This is a genomic window from Vibrio sp. ED004, from assembly GCF_023206395.1.
Lineage (GTDB): Bacteria > Pseudomonadota > Gammaproteobacteria > Enterobacterales > Vibrionaceae > Vibrio.
In genome coordinates this window covers 1,564,458-1,578,609 of sequence record NZ_CP066150.1, presented here as the reverse complement: position 1 = coordinate 1,578,609, position 14,152 = coordinate 1,564,458, and the positions used below count along the sequence as shown (strand labels likewise).

Sequence of the window (14,152 nt, the reverse complement as noted above, 5' to 3'; positions counted from 1 at the left end):
ATGTTGCTACCAATGAGACAAATCTTTCAGGAAATGGCAGCAGAAAAGCTGCGTTTGGGATTGACCATTCTTGCCGTTGCATGGGCAACCCTATGTATCGCAGCCATGCTGGCGGTGGGCGAGGGCATTCGTCAAGGCGTATTAAGAACAGCACAAGATGGTAACGGGAACCTGATTTACTTAACAGGGGGCATGGCGACCGTTGATTATGGCGTCTTCCACCAAGGTAAGTTTTTAACCTTAAAAGCCGACGATACCGACGTAATTAAAGCCCTGCCAGAGGTCAAAAGCGTTGCGCCCACTGCCGTTTGGGATGAGCGAATTACAGTCGGTGATCGAGGAATATGGCAAAAACCATTAGCCGTCACGACAGACTTCGCATCTATGACCAACTTAATCCTGATGGATGGCGGACGTTGGCTCAATCCACTTGACCAAAAAGAGATGCGTAAAGTCGTTGTGTTGGGCTATTCACTTGCTGCGGACTTGTTTAACCCTATTGAAGATTTCAGCTGGTTTACCCCTGTGACACTGCAAACCAACCCTGTCGGTGAAAAGGTCAAGATTGGCAGTGAAGAGTTCACTGTAATTGGTGTGTTGAAGAAGAACAGTGCCGAAATCGAACAGGGCGACCAAATCAACTACGTTAGCTTCGTGCCGTTAGCAACGTGGCAACGCTTTCATACCAACGGCGATATCGGAGGTATCAACGTCGAACCGCAAGCTCATGCTGATCGTGAAAAATTGGCAAAGACCATTCGTCAGGTGATCTCTCGCAAACACGGCGCCAGTGTGAGTGACGAGCAAGTCGTCCAAGTGGAAGACATGTTCCTCAAACAGAAAAGTATGCAGCAGTTCTTGATTGGCTTACAAAGCTTTCTTGGCATCATCGGCTTTGTCACGCTGGCCGTAGCGGGCGTAGGGATTGCGAATGTCATGTACGCGACCGTAAAACGTTCCACCCGAGACATCGGTGTGCGTATGGCAGTTGGTGCCACGCCCACAGCCATTCGTCTTCACTACCTAGTGCAATCACTGATGACCATGATGCTCGGCGGTGTGCTGGGGCTAGGTGTGACTTACACGCTTGTATCGGCTATCAGCGCCATAAACCTAGAAGGCAACACCTTCTATGAACACCTTGGGAAACCGGTCCCTGAGCTGTCTTGGATCGTTGTTGCGATTGTGATTTCTACCTTGGTGTTTATTGGCGTCGCCTCTTCATGGCTGCCTGCAAACCGCGCTGCCAAAGTGAGCCCATTGGAGGCGCTGCAAAGTGAATAACAAAAAATCTGGAGATAAGATGTCGAACACGCCACTGGTTGATTTGACCAACATTTGTAAATACTACTCAAGCGGAGAGGCGGAAGTACGTGCGCTAGACGGTGTTGACTTGACCATCAATCAAGGTGAATTTCTTTCCATTCTTGGCCCGTCTGGCTCAGGTAAATCGACCCTGATGAACATGCTGGGCTGCTTAGATAAACCGACCGATGGCCAATACCATTTGGGTGGTCAAAACGTCGCAAGTCTAAGTCCGAACGAGCTAGCCGGTATTCGTAACCAAAAGATAGGCTTTGTTTTCCAAAGCTTTAACTTGCTGGAATACGCGACAGCGTTGGATAACGTGGCATTGCCATTGGTTTACTCTGGGATCAAAGCCAAAGAACGTCGCCAGCGCGCTGCGAAGCTGCTTGAGCAAGTTGGGCTAGGGGATCGCCTAGACCACAAACCAAACCAGCTTTCTGGTGGTCAAAAGCAGAGAGTGGCGATTGCGAGAGCTCTAGTTAACGATCCGCAAATCATCTTAGCGGATGAACCTACAGGGGCATTGGATTCAAAATCCGGCGCAGAGATAGAGGCTTTGTTTAATCGTCTTCATGCAGAGGGGCGAACATTGATTATCGTGACACATGATAATTCTCTTGCGGAACGAACCAAGCGAATCGTGACGATCAAAGACGGAAAGGTATTGTCTGACCGCAAAGGGCAACATTACTCAGCCTAGTGCGTTGATCTTTGACTAGAGGCTGCTCTATTACTTTAATTCTAGATAGCTCTTCGTTGATGGTATTTTGGCTGTGTGCATCTGCTAATGTGAAATAGGTACGGAGGTACCATAATTAACACAGCTTTATTGAATACTCTGTATCTATTCTACTTACTCTATATACTGGCTGAATAATAATATTTAAATCAGTCGGTTATAGAGGCGTTATCTATGGATAGATCAGAAAGCTTGTTTCAAAAGCAGCGTATAAAACGGTTTAACTTTTCAGTATGGACAGTTCTGACTGGAACGTTACTCGCCCGAACAAGCTACTTTATGGCATGGCCTTTTCTGATCGTCTTTCTCTATGAAGATTACGGTGCGTCTGCGATTGAAGTCGGTACCATGCTAGCGGTATCCGCGGTTGTTGGTGCTGGAACTGGGCTCTACTCGGGTTACCTTTCGGATAAGCTAGGACGTAAATGGGTCATGGTGCTAGGCAGTTGGATTGCCTCGATATCCTACACTGGCATCGCATTAGCGAGTGAAGTTTGGCAGTTCTATGTGTTGATCATGATGACGGGTCTAATGCGCCCAATGATCGAAGCGCCAGCTAAGGCAGTCATAGGCGATAATCTCAAAGACTCCAAAGATCGTGAGTTAGCGCTGAACATTCGTTACTTCTTACTTAATCTGGGGGGCGCACTTGGTCCATTGATTGGTATCACTTTGGCTCTTTCTCAGCCACAAAACCTGTTCTTTGTTGCTGGTGGTACTTATGTCGTTTACGGTTTCTGGCTGCTGTTAGGAATTGAACGAAAAGGTACTTTTACCAAGCCAGATCCCTCTCAACTGCCTAATTTCGCCGCGACGCTTAATGTGATTCGTAAAGACAATATTTTTGTAAAACTGATGGTCGCTAACTTCATCATGATGTTTGTCTACGCGCAGGCTGAGTCGTCAATTCCTCAAGTCATCGTGCGCTCTTCAATCGCTGATGCCGCTCAACTCATTGCTGGGTTAGTTTTGGTGAATACGCTGACGATTATCGTTTTCCAGTTCCCAATGCTTAAATGGCTTGAGCACGTGCCGCTGTTTGTTAGAACTCGAATCGGCATGATTTTGATGGCGATTGCGCAAATTGGCTTTCTTTTTACACCAAATGATTGGCCACTAGGTTGGGGAATTGCTTGTTTTATATTAAGTTTAGGAGAAGTGATTGCTTTCCCAACCCTTAATGTACAAATCGATAGAATGGCACCGCCACATCTCAGAGGATCTTACTTCGGCGCTGCGGCACTTTACTCTCTTGGCTTTGCTATTGCGCCATTGCTTGGTGGCGTGGTGATAGAGATGCTCAGCGCCTACTGGTTATTTGTGCTCTGCTTCATCCTATGTTTGGTGATGATTTGGTTGTACTGGTTGGCAGAGCATACTGAAGACAGTGTCGGAAGAGAGCCGATCACCCAGAGCTAGCGAGATAAGCCTTGGGTGTTAAGCGACAGATAATAACTAAGGCAACGTGAGTTATGGATAAATCGAATTTTGCACAAAAGTTAAAGTATCTTCGTGAAGAAAAAGCTTTATCTCAGGAGGAGTTTGCTGAGTTACTTTCCCATTCTCACCGAGCATTTTCTGGCGTCAATCAGGTAATGGTGAGCCAGTGGGAAAGGGCAAAAACATTGCCGAGTTTTGTGCGTCGTCTGGGTATCGCGAGCTTCTTTCAGATCGATTACGATTTCTCCGTTGAAGAAATGGTGCAGGTGAAAGCCGCCACTAAGAATGTAGATCGTCCATTCAGTGTTGATATTGGTTATGACTATGAGGTGACGAGCGTTGAGTCATACAGCATGGGGACACTTCCAGCGAAGAGGCTCAAATCGATTCAAATAATGCACCAAAAAACCTACGGCAAAGATTTTATCGAGGTCTCTAAACATCTAGGCGTTATAAAAGAAGATATGCAGGTGCTGTGTTTTCTTTTTGAGGGCGTCATTATTGGGCATGTGGTGTATGACGGGTTAAGTAAGATGCTTTGCAGTGTTGGTGCCGTTAGTATTGTTATTCGTCGTAAGATCTTCGATTACATGGCGGACAATTTATCGGGTACTGAATTCCGCTTTCCTACGCTTGATCCTGCTATGAGTCAATTCCTGTATGACCTCTATCTAGAACCTTATATGAGTAAGCTCGGCATGCCGTTCTTCAAGGCAGACATAAAGAAGATAGTGAAAAATCCCTTTTCTCAGAACATCCAAAATAAACACGATATCTACTTCAAGTACATCCGTTACCACGACCTTAAGCAGAAGAAAAAAAGCGTCGAATTTGTCTTAAGTTAGAACCAGTTAACGGTTCTACATAACCAACCTAAGATCAGTGAGAGGCAGAGGTTTCGAGTATAAGAAGCCTTGGTATCGATCAAAACCAAGCTGGTGGACTCGTTGATGTGTATCAGAATCTTCAACACCTTCTGCCACAGTCTCAATGCCAGATTCTTTGCAGTACGCCAATGTTTGTTTAACCAACTCAGAGCGTGCTGGTTCAGCGCTGTTCACAATCGACTTATCAAATTTCACTTCATCGACATTGAGGCTTTTCACCTTATTCATGTCTGAATGGCCAATGCCAAAATCATCGATAGAGATTTTTACGCCCAGAGATTTAAAACGTTGAATCTGTTCACACAATTGTTCGTCCAGCTGATCATTTTCACTTAGCTCAAAAGTCAGTTGCTCCGCCTTGAAAGATGCATTCCACAGCAGCTCACGAACTTTCTCAACGTTATCTGGGTTCGCCAATACTTTCTTGCTGATGTTCACTGCTAAGTTGAGATGAACAGAGAGTGATTTCACTTCAGTGAGAGATTGCTCAAGCACACTAAAGAAGATCTCTTCTTCATAACCCAATGTAAACGCACGATCGATAAACACACCCGGAGAGAAAATGCCTTCTTCTGGGATATCGAGGCGAAACAGTGCTTCAACCCCAGTCACTTTCTCGATACTAGGCTCAACCTTTGGCTGATAAAAGCAGGTGTACCAGTCGTTTTCAAAGGCTTCTTGTATGATGTGGTCTGATAGGTTCATGTGTGTAGCTTCTCTTCTCATCTTGTTTCATTCGCATAGCGGCGTAACGGTCGCACATTCTGAGAGAAACAGTAATTCATCACTATATCGTTCTGAGATGAAAAATTGATATTTGATATGAAAGCGAAATTAGACCGAAATGGAGGGCGATTTGACGTTCAAAAGAACAGGTAAGACGCGTTTATGTGCCCTCTGTCACTGGGATGAACTATTATTCGTGCCTCAGGTTCACTAATGTTTTTCCAACTAAAGGGATAATCGGAATGCGGATGTTCAACTAGAATATAGGCATTAGTTTTACAGTGTAAATGATCGTTTTGAGATCGTTTATATCCCTACATAAAGCGGCGCGTGATGCTGCTGAATAATAATTAGGAAGGAATGAACAATGTCTTCTGCATTTTACCAACAGATTCAAACTCAAATCGAAGAAGTTAAAGAAGAAGGTCTTTACAAGTCTGAGCGCATTATCACTTCTGCTCAAAAAGCAGCGGTTTCTATCTCGACTGGTGAAGAAGTACTAAACTTCTGTGCAAACAACTACTTAGGTCTTGCTAACCACCCTGAACTTATCGAAGCTGCTAAAGGCGGTATGGATCAACACGGTTTTGGTATGGCTTCAGTGCGTTTCATCTGTGGTACTCAAGACTCTCATAAAGAACTAGAGCAAAAGCTATCTACGTTCCTTGGTAAAGAAGACACAATCCTATACACATCTTGTTTTGATGCGAACGCTGGCCTATTCGAAACGATTCTAGGCAAAGAAGACGCAATCATTTCTGATGCCCTAAACCACGCATCTATCATCGATGGTGTTCGTCTGTGTAAAGCAATGCGCTTCCGCTACGCGAACAACAACATGGAAGAGCTAGAGCAACAACTTATCGCAGCTAAAGAAGCTGGCGCTCGTCACACGCTTATCGTAACTGACGGTGTGTTCTCTATGGACGGCGTAGTGGCTAACCTTCCTGCTATTTGTGATCTTGCGGATAAGTACGGCGCACTAGTAATGGTTGATGACTCTCACGCAGTGGGCTTCATGGGCGAAAACGGCGCGGGTACTCACGAGTTCCACAACGTTGTTGACCGTATCGACATCATCACCGGTACGCTTGGTAAAGCAATGGGTGGCGCTTCAGGCGGTTACACTTCTGGTAAGAAAGAAGTAATCGACTGGTTACGTCAGCGTTCTCGTCCATACCTATTCTCTAACTCTGTTGCACCTGCAATCGTATCGGCGTCTATCCGTGTTCTAGATCTTCTAGCGGAATCTGGCGACCTACGTACTCAACTATGGGAAAACTCTGCTCACTTCCGTACTCGCATGGAAGACGCTGGTTTCACTATGGGTGGTGCTGACCACGCTATCATCCCAATCATGCTTGGTGATGCAAAAGTAGCGGCTGAATTTGCAGAGCGCGCTCTAGAGAAAGGCATCTACGTTGTAGGTTTCTCATTCCCTGTAGTACCAAAAGGTCAAGCTCGTATCCGTACGCAAATGTCTGCAGCACACTCTCGTGAGCAACTAGATCGCGCAATCGATGCGTTCATCCAAGTTGGTAAAGACATGGGTATCATCTAATTTTAAAGGGGTGCCTCGAGCATCCTTTAGTTAGATAGAGCAACACCCAATAGAACATATAGATTTTTGATTCTCGCCTTACAGTTAGGCGAGATGAACTAGGTAACATTATGAAAATTAAAGCACTTTCTAAGCTTAAGCCTGAAGAAGGCATCTGGATGACCGAGGTTGAAAAACCTGAAATGGGTCATAATGATCTTCTTATCCGTATTAAGAAAACCGCAATTTGTGGTACTGACGTACATATCTACAACTGGGATGAGTGGTCGCAAAACACAATCCCAGTACCTATGGTAGTAGGTCACGAATACGTGGGTGAAGTTGTTGGCATCGGCCAAGAAGTTCGTGGTTTTGAAATCGGCGACCGTGTATCTGGTGAAGGTCACATCACATGTGGTCACTGTCGTAACTGTCGTGGCGGCCGTACTCACCTTTGTCGTAACACAACAGGTGTTGGTGTTAACCGCACTGGTGCGTTCTCTGAGTTCCTTGTGATTCCTGCGTTCAACGCATTTAAAATCCCTGCAGAAATCTCTGATGATCTAGCATCAATCTTTGACCCGTTCGGTAACGCAGTACACACAGCGCTTTCTTTCGACCTAGTAGGCGAAGACGTGCTAATCACTGGTGCTGGCCCAATCGGTATCATGGCTGCAGCTGTTGCTAAGCACGTTGGTGCTCGTCACGTTGTAATTACTGATGTAAACGAATACCGCCTAGATCTTGCTAAGAAAATGGGTGTGACTCGCGCAGTAAACGTGATGGAAGAGAAGCTAGAAGACGTAATGTCTGATCTTGGCATGACTGAAGGCTTCGATGTAGGCCTAGAAATGTCTGGTAACCCATCTGCGTTCAACAGCATGCTGACTAACATGAACCACGGCGGTAAGATCTCTCTACTAGGTATTCCACCATCAGACATGGCAGTAGATTGGAACCAAGTAATCTTCAAAGGCTTGGTTATCAAGGGTATCTACGGTCGTGAGATGTTCGAAACTTGGTACAAGATGGCTTCACTAATCCAGTCTGGCCTAGATCTAACTCCAATCATTACTCACCACTACAAAGTGGACGACTTCCAGAAAGGCTTCGACATGATGCGCTCTGGTATGTCTGGTAAAGTAATCCTAGATTGGGAATAAGCGAATAGGGGAGACCCTTAGCTAGTTCCATACTGAAAATGCCCCAAAGAAATTTGGGGCATTTTTTGTTTTCTAGGAACCGATTAATTCTTGATGTCGCTGAATGGCTATTTTGAATACCGGCAATCTTTAAAATACGCGCAATATACTGCGTTTAATTTTTTAAAGAGGGCTTCAATGGCTTGTAAACCACTTGCACTGATAATAACTGGAATATTATTAACGCCGAATTTTGCGACCGCTAATACCACTATCTCGAAAGGTAATAGCGAACAAACAGCAGAGCAGGCAGCAAAGGAACTTGCAAACCCCAACACGGCTTACGCGAGCCTTAACTTAAAGCTCCAATACTCTGGTGGATATGACGGGGGAGGAGACAGCTTCGCTACAGTGTTACAACCGACTCTTCCTTTCCCTATGGATAACGGCGACAAAGTTATCTTCCGTCCTGCTATCTCTTATGTTCAGAATGATTTCAATGTGAATACGCCGACAAGTTTCCAACATATGGATCAGTCAGGAGTGAGCGACATTTCCTTCGATCTAGCTTATGCGCCCAAAATGGTAGGTGGGACTATTGCTGCTTTTGGTCTGTTTGCTTCTTTACCAACGGGCAACAGCGAGCTCACGGCAGATCAATTTGCTGTTGGCCCTGAGTTTATGTACGGCAAAGTGAGTGCTGAACGCGTTGTAGGTGTGTTCCCAAGCCATCTTTATGGCGTATCGGGCAAAGGGGCGGATCACTCTGATACTCGCATTAACAAGACGTCTACGCAGTTATTTTGGGTGGAGTTATTGGAAGGTGGGTGGACGGTATGTTCAGCGCCGACACTCTCCTACGATTGGAATAAAGATCAGGCCGAGATTCCGTTGAATATTAGCGTGAGTAAAACAGCCGTTTTGAATGGTCGTCCTTGGAAGTTTGGTATTGAAGCTAACTACTATATCGAGAAAGATGAAAAAACGCGTCCGGACTTTATGTTGAGCTTCAACATTAGCCCTGTAGTGGAAAATAATTGGCGTCTTTATTCGATTAATCTTGGTTTGGTATGACTCAACGAGAGAGGCTGAACAGTGGTTGTTTAGCCTGTTTATTTAAAGCCAATAGGTTAACCACAAAGCAAATAAAGAAATAGCTGAAAACAGAGCAACGCGCTTGTTAAACATAGGCTTGTTCCAGCCAAGCTGAGCTACATCTTGTTCTGTCAGTTCTAGGTTTATCTGTTCACAGTATCTATCGAGTTCTTTCATCGTCATCACCTCTTCAATCACTTCGATAATCAATATAACTGGATAGGTGTGTTCGTATAAATCAAGGATTTTATAACAGGCGTTTAGTCAGTCTGAACGATGATTCGGTTTGAATCGAGATGCGACCAATTCTCTATGATAGATTTCAAGCACTTAATCTAATTATTGGTGTATCAAATGGTACGAGTAGACGTTAGAAAGTTATCTAACACACTGAGCAATGCAGGCGTACCAGAGAAGAGGGCGGTGTTACTTGCCAAAGCATTCAAAGATTCAATCAACGAAATCGATCTTGTATCTCAATCGTATGTGAACAAGAAGATTGAGAAGTCCAAAAATGAAACTCTCTAATACTTGTTGGCATTTTTAGGGCTTCAGATGGTTTTGATTCCGTGTTTTCACTACATCATGACTAACTTATAGGCATAAAAAAGTCCGATATTGGCGTACCAATATCGGACTTCGATGTTTAATGGTTGGCTCGAGCTAAGTTAGAACAATTAACCTGCTGCAGCCTGCATGATTAGGCCACAGATGTAAGCGCCGTATGTGCCTAGCGCATAACCCAATACCGCCATTAAGATACCTACTGGTGCCAATGCTGGGTGGAATGCTGCCGCTACGATAGGAGCCGATGCTGCGCCACCTACGTTAGCTTGACTACCTACTGCCATGAAAAACAGTGGAGCACGGATTAGCTTCGCCATCGCAATCATAAGCAGAGCGTGGATAGTTAGCCAGGTGATACCAATGAAGAAGTAACCTGGGTTGTCCAAGATAGCGGTAACGTCCATTTGCATACCGATAGTCGCAACTAGGATGTAGATGAACGCAGAACCTACTTTAGACGCGCCACTGTGCTCAAGGCTGCGTGTCGACTTAAAGCATGAAGCGACAAGCGCGAACGTCGTTACCATAACGATTAACCAGAAGAAGCCAGATGTCAGGCTGTATTTCGCAAGTTCTGGAGCGTTGGTTGAGATCCAAGGTGCGATAAGGTCACTGAACAAGTGAGCTAGGCCAGTTAAGCCGAAGGCAATCGCAGTGATCTTCATTAGATCAGTTGTCGTCGTTGGGCGAGCGTTCTCTTCTTGGTATTTAGATACCGTCTCTTTTAGCTCTTCGATTGATGAAGTGTCAGCTTTAAGCCAAGCATCAATCTTCTTCTGACGGCCTGCCATGATAAGCAACACGGCCATCCAAATGTTTGCACAGATAACGTCTACTGTAATCATCGCAGAGAACAGTTGGTCATCAACCTCAAACACTTCTTTCATTGCTGCTTGGTTAGCACCGCCACCGATCCAAGAACCCGCGACAGTCGTTAGGCCACGCCATACGTCACCCGAAACAAGGTCAGGGTTTACTTGATCGATGATCAGAATCGCTAATGGGCCACCGATGATGATGCCGGCAGTACCCGTTAAGAACATGATGACGGCTTTAGAGCCAAGACCAAAGATTTTACGAAGATCTGCTGAGATGATCAGAAGAACCAATGCACTTGGAAGTAGGTAACGGCTTGCTACGAAATACAGTTTAGAGTTTGACGCATCGATGATGCCGAAGCTGTTCAATAGCGAAGGAACAAAGTAACAGAGCAATAGACCCGGAACGAATGAGTAGAATTTTTTCAGTGCGCTATTTTGGCTACTTTCCGTGATAAATACGCCGCCAAGAATAACAGCTAACATGCCCATTATTACAGCATCATTAGTAATCATTATTATATCTCCTTTAAGGTGAGCGCAAAGGTCTCACTTTTTTGATTGCAGGACTATACCGACAACTTCCATTCGTTACAAATTGTAACGGGAGACATGTTTTGAAATATTTATGTTAATTCAAATGGCCTTAATTTGTGAGTTTATCGGTTAATTTATTGGTTTTGTGAATATTTCCACTGCAGCTAGCAAGCTCGGTTTTAATATATGCAATACTGTTCAAACCCCTAAAACTGGTGAACATAATTTTAGTCAAGAATTGCATGATTAAAATGAGTGCATATATAGCCATGTTTAAGGTGTGGTTTATGCAAGGTGGGGATGTTTCAAAAATGTAAAAAATGAATCCATTTTTGTAAGGTGGACTGAGATTAAAAATTATAACTGGATCACATAAATCATGTAGTTCATCTGGTTTAGAGTCAGTGTTTAGGCTTCATTACGCACTTTGTTTGCATATAAATAAAGAAAAAGCGGCTCAAGGGCCGCTTTTTAGTGGTGAGTTAGAATCGTGGATTAGGATTCTTCTTCCTCAAAACCGTCGGCATAGCCTTTCGGTGGTGGTGTCCAACCACGTTCTGAGCGAGAGTGCTTGTCTGAACGGTCTTTCTTCATATCTTCTTTCATTGCTTCTTCTAGGTGAATGAAGATTTGTCGGTAGTTATTATCGTAACGTGGGTTGTCTTCAGCTTCAGACCAAGCTTGGTAAAGCTTTTCAGACTTACGGCTTTCAACACGTTGATACGTTGATTTTTGCTGTTCGACGAAGAAAGGGTGACGGCCCAAAGAACGTAAGGCTTCCGCGCCCATCTCAAGTGCAGAATGGTACGTTTCTGATTCGACAAAGTCTGCACCTGCTTCTCTTAGGCGGTAGCTATGACCACGGTCGAATGCACGCGCTAGGACTTTCACTTTAGGGTAAGTGTGTTTAACGTACTTAACCAATTCAACGCTCGAATCTTGGTTGTCGATAGCCACAACAAGCATAGCGGCTTCTTCAATACCAGCGGTATGCAATAGGTCGTGACGAGTCGCATCACCAAAGTAAGATTTGATGTTAATAGAGCGTAGAACGTCTACTTGGTTAGCTTGATGATCCAGAACCACTGTTTTGACATCATTCGATACCAATAAGCGGTTAACGATCTGACCGAATCGACCGATACCTGCGATGATTACCGTGCCTTTCTCTTCGATGGTGTCTTCTTCGCGGTCGTTAGATTTTTGCTCATAACGAGGCAGAATCACTTTATCAAACAGAATAAACAGGCCAGGGGTTAAGAACATCGACAGAGCAACCACTAGCGACAGTGTTTGAACAAGGTCGGCAGGTAACACGTGGTTTTGTGCCGAGAAGCTCAATAACACGAATCCGAATTCACCAGCTTGTGCCAAGCTCAGAGTAAATAACCAACGGTTACTGTTTTTGATCTTAAAGATCAGCGCCAATGTAAATAGCACTAGTGCTTTAAGCGCCATGACACCAATGGTTAAGGCAATGATGAGTGCGAAGTCGTTGAATAGAACACCGAAGTCGATGCCTGCACCAACCGTAATAAAGAACAAACCAAGCAATAGCCCTTTGAATGGGTCGATGTTCGATTCAAGCTCGTGTCTGAATTCACTGTTTGCTAAAACTACACCTGCGAGGAAAGTACCAAGCGCTGGAGATAAGCCCACAAGGCTCATTAACGCTGCAATACCTATAACAAGCATTAGTGCGGTCGCAGTGAAGATCTCACGAAGGCCAGAGCTCGCAACAAAGCGGAATAGTGGACGGCTTAGGAAGTGCCCGCCAACAACCACGATGGCGATTGAAGCGGTAATAACAAGACCGTATGCCCAGCTAGGCAGGCCTGCTACTAAACTCAGTTCATCGTGGTGCTCTGCGGTTTCTGCGGCACTCTCTGCCAAGGCAACCAGTTCTGGAAGCGCAAGCAAAGGAATGAACGCCAACATTGGAATAACGGCAATATCTTGGAACAACAGAACCGAGAAAGCATTCTTGCCGCCTTCTGTTTTCGATAGCCCTTTTTCATTGAACGTTTGCAGAACAATCGCTGTCGATGAAAGCGCGAAGATCAAACCGATAGTGAGAGCGATCGTCCAAGGTTGACCAAAGGCGAGGGCAATACCCATCACAATCGCAGTAGTGCCGCCCACTTGCAGACCACCAAGCCCCATCAGGCGGTTTCTCATCGCCCAAAGCATCTTAGGTTCAAGCTCAAGGCCGACTAAGAACAGCATCATAACCACACCAAACTCGGCAAAGTGCTGAATGGTCGTGGTTTCTTCACCAACTAAGCCAATGATAGGGCCAATCACAACACCTGCAATCAAGTACCCTAACACTGAGCCTAACCCGAGTCGTTTAGCAATAGGCACTGTGATGACAGCAGCAACTAAGTAGATAAATGCTTGTAGAAAATATCCCGTCATTATTTAACCTCTGCAATTAGTTCATCTACGTAGTGGTTTAGCTTTTCTGCCTTGCTGGCTTTTTTGATATTAATGTCGCCAGCAACCAGTGCCTCTAACAGCACTTTATAGCTATCAACATGCTCTTGAATGCGGTTTTCTTCCAAAGCGGTACGTGAACCAAACAGAGCAAATGGAGCGAGGTAGGTCATCCCACATAAAGACGCGGTTTGTTCTATTGGGTGAAGCAGCTCTCGAATAGTGAAATGGTTGTAGCCATCACTTTGATAGGCGTCTTTTTTACCACCGGCAGTGATGCTGCATAACAAGTTTTTACCTTGTAGCTCATTGCCATCGGCGCCGTAAGCGAAACCATATTCAAGAACCAGATCTTGCCACTCTTTTAGAATCGCCGGTGTTGAGTACCAATATAGTGGGAACTGAAAAATGATAATGTCATGGTCCAACAGGCGTTTCTGTTCACGATCGATGTTGATTTTGAATGTCGGATACTCAGCATAGAGATCGACACAGGTTACCCCATCAATGCGCTTGGCTTGCTCAAATAAGGGTTTGTTCGCTTCAGAGCGATGTTGAGAAGGGTGGGCGAATAGCACCAAGACTCGATTTTTCGACATATAGCCCTCTTTGTCCATTAACGAATAATGCTTATTGGAATTATAGATATACAATAATAGATGAATGATTGAAGAACAATGAATTAGCCCATACTTATCTACTTAGATGTATGTTTTTAGGAGTGTCGTACTTACTATCTGAAACTGGGTATAAAATACTCGTCAGTTTGTGTATTTATGGCACATCCAGACTATGACTAAGTAAAACTAATTATTCGCGAATAATAACAGCGAACCGGTGCATTTTATGTCACCGTTGACGTCTAACGTAAATAATTCAATCACCCTACATAGAACTACAATGAATAAAGGAAAAGA

13 protein-coding genes are annotated in these 14,152 nt (G+C 44.7%); 8 read left to right on the top strand and 5 right to left on the bottom strand.

What is annotated here, in order from left to right; translation table 11 throughout:
• From ITG10_RS24405 to ITG10_RS24390, 4 genes are all read left to right on the top strand, one after another.
• Positions 1 to 1,284 (top strand): ABC transporter permease, encoded by a 1,284-nt coding sequence (locus ITG10_RS24405; RefSeq protein WP_026084119.1) that lies wholly within the window; start codon positions 1 to 3, stop codon positions 1,282 to 1,284.
• A gap of 19 nt (positions 1,285 to 1,303) precedes the next feature.
• A complete protein-coding gene (locus ITG10_RS24400) occupies positions 1,304 to 2,008 on the top strand; it encodes an ABC transporter ATP-binding protein (RefSeq protein WP_026084118.1) in 705 nt (234 codons plus the stop codon).
• Between the two features lie 213 nt (positions 2,009 to 2,221).
• A complete protein-coding gene (locus tag ITG10_RS24395; protein WP_026084117.1) occupies positions 2,222 to 3,466 on the top strand; it encodes an MFS transporter in 1,245 nt (414 codons plus the stop codon).
• Between the two features lie 53 nt (positions 3,467 to 3,519).
• Positions 3,520 to 4,332, top strand: a complete 813-nt coding sequence (locus ITG10_RS24390; RefSeq protein WP_248386974.1) for a helix-turn-helix transcriptional regulator — start codon at positions 3,520 to 3,522, stop codon at positions 4,330 to 4,332.
• 15 nt (positions 4,333 to 4,347) lie between these two features.
• On the opposite strand, the gene ITG10_RS24385 is transcribed toward ITG10_RS24390, so the two are convergent.
• Positions 4,348 to 5,100 carry an EAL domain-containing protein gene (locus ITG10_RS24385; RefSeq protein WP_017629675.1) on the bottom strand — a complete coding sequence of 251 codons (753 nt, stop codon included), beginning with the start codon at positions 5,098 to 5,100 and terminating at the stop codon, positions 4,348 to 4,350.
• Positions 5,101 to 5,467: 367 nt separating this feature from the next.
• On the opposite strand from ITG10_RS24385, the gene ITG10_RS24380 reads away from it, so the two are divergent.
• From ITG10_RS24380 to ITG10_RS24370, 3 genes are all read left to right on the top strand, one after another.
• On the top strand, positions 5,468 to 6,661 hold the full coding sequence (locus ITG10_RS24380; RefSeq protein ID WP_017629674.1) for a glycine C-acetyltransferase: 1,194 nt from the start codon (positions 5,468 to 5,470) through the stop codon (positions 6,659 to 6,661).
• A 110-nt stretch (positions 6,662 to 6,771) separates the two neighbouring features.
• On the top strand, positions 6,772 to 7,803 hold the full coding sequence (gene tdh, locus ITG10_RS24375) for an L-threonine 3-dehydrogenase (protein WP_017059546.1): 1,032 nt from the start codon (positions 6,772 to 6,774) through the stop codon (positions 7,801 to 7,803).
• A gap of 93 nt (positions 7,804 to 7,896) precedes the next feature.
• Entirely contained in the window at positions 7,897 to 8,856 is a 960-nt protein-coding gene (locus tag ITG10_RS24370; RefSeq protein ID WP_206598098.1) for a hypothetical protein, read from the top strand.
• Positions 8,857 to 8,898: 42 nt separating this feature from the next.
• Here ITG10_RS24370 and ITG10_RS24365 read toward each other — a convergent pair whose 3' ends face one another.
• Entirely contained in the window at positions 8,899 to 9,054 is a 156-nt protein-coding gene (locus tag ITG10_RS24365; RefSeq protein WP_164913286.1) for a hypothetical protein, read from the bottom strand.
• A 177-nt stretch (positions 9,055 to 9,231) separates the two neighbouring features.
• Here ITG10_RS24365 and ITG10_RS24360 point away from each other — a divergent pair, with 177 nt between their 5' ends.
• Positions 9,232 to 9,405 carry a hypothetical protein gene (locus ITG10_RS24360; protein ID WP_017629671.1) on the top strand — a complete coding sequence of 58 codons (174 nt, stop codon included), beginning with the start codon at positions 9,232 to 9,234 and terminating at the stop codon, positions 9,403 to 9,405.
• A 149-nt stretch (positions 9,406 to 9,554) separates the two neighbouring features.
• Here the strand turns inward: ITG10_RS24360 and ITG10_RS24355 are convergent, their stop codons facing one another.
• The 3 genes from ITG10_RS24355 to ITG10_RS24345 all read right to left on the bottom strand — a co-directional run bounded on the left by ITG10_RS24355 (position 9,555) and on the right by ITG10_RS24345 (position 13,834).
• Positions 9,555 to 10,778: a DUF819 family protein gene (locus tag ITG10_RS24355; RefSeq protein WP_017629670.1), complete on the bottom strand. Its 1,224-nt coding sequence runs from the start codon at positions 10,776 to 10,778 to the stop codon at positions 9,555 to 9,557.
• A 516-nt stretch (positions 10,779 to 11,294) separates the two neighbouring features.
• On the bottom strand, positions 11,295 to 13,217 hold the full coding sequence (locus ITG10_RS24350; RefSeq protein ID WP_017629669.1) for a monovalent cation:proton antiporter-2 (CPA2) family protein: 1,923 nt from the start codon (positions 13,215 to 13,217) through the stop codon (positions 11,295 to 11,297).
• Positions 13,217 to 13,834, bottom strand: a complete 618-nt coding sequence (locus ITG10_RS24345) for an NAD(P)H-dependent oxidoreductase (protein ID WP_017629668.1) — start codon at positions 13,832 to 13,834, stop codon at positions 13,217 to 13,219. The genes ITG10_RS24350 and ITG10_RS24345 overlap by 1 nt, the downstream gene beginning before the upstream one ends.
• Positions 13,835 to 14,152: the final 318 nt, after the last annotated feature.

What these genes read in the sequence shown, in the direction of transcription:
- ITG10_RS24405 (WP_026084119.1), top strand. Translation starts at nt 1, where the DNA reads ATGTTGCTACCAATGAGACAAATCTTTCAGGAAATGGCAGCAGAAAAG.
- ITG10_RS24400 (WP_026084118.1), top strand. Translation starts at nt 1,304, where the DNA reads ATGTCGAACACGCCACTGGTTGATTTGACCAACATTTGTAAATACTAC.
- ITG10_RS24395 (WP_026084117.1), top strand. Translation starts at nt 2,222, where the DNA reads ATGGATAGATCAGAAAGCTTGTTTCAAAAGCAGCGTATAAAACGGTTT.
- ITG10_RS24390 (WP_248386974.1), top strand. Translation starts at nt 3,520, where the DNA reads ATGGATAAATCGAATTTTGCACAAAAGTTAAAGTATCTTCGTGAAGAA.
- ITG10_RS24385 (WP_017629675.1), bottom strand. Translation starts at nt 5,100, where the DNA reads ATGAGAAGAGAAGCTACACACATGAACCTATCAGACCACATCATACAA.
- ITG10_RS24380 (WP_017629674.1), top strand. Translation starts at nt 5,468, where the DNA reads ATGTCTTCTGCATTTTACCAACAGATTCAAACTCAAATCGAAGAAGTT.
- tdh (WP_017059546.1), top strand. Translation starts at nt 6,772, where the DNA reads ATGAAAATTAAAGCACTTTCTAAGCTTAAGCCTGAAGAAGGCATCTGG.
- ITG10_RS24370 (WP_206598098.1), top strand. Translation starts at nt 7,897, where the DNA reads ATGTCGCTGAATGGCTATTTTGAATACCGGCAATCTTTAAAATACGCG.
- ITG10_RS24365 (WP_164913286.1), bottom strand. Translation starts at nt 9,054, where the DNA reads ATGAAAGAACTCGATAGATACTGTGAACAGATAAACCTAGAACTGACA.
- ITG10_RS24360 (WP_017629671.1), top strand. Translation starts at nt 9,232, where the DNA reads ATGGTACGAGTAGACGTTAGAAAGTTATCTAACACACTGAGCAATGCA.
- ITG10_RS24355 (WP_017629670.1), bottom strand. Translation starts at nt 10,778, where the DNA reads ATGATTACTAATGATGCTGTAATAATGGGCATGTTAGCTGTTATTCTT.
- ITG10_RS24350 (WP_017629669.1), bottom strand. Translation starts at nt 13,217, where the DNA reads ATGACGGGATATTTTCTACAAGCATTTATCTACTTAGTTGCTGCTGTC.
- ITG10_RS24345 (WP_017629668.1), bottom strand. Translation starts at nt 13,834, where the DNA reads ATGTCGAAAAATCGAGTCTTGGTGCTATTCGCCCACCCTTCTCAACAT.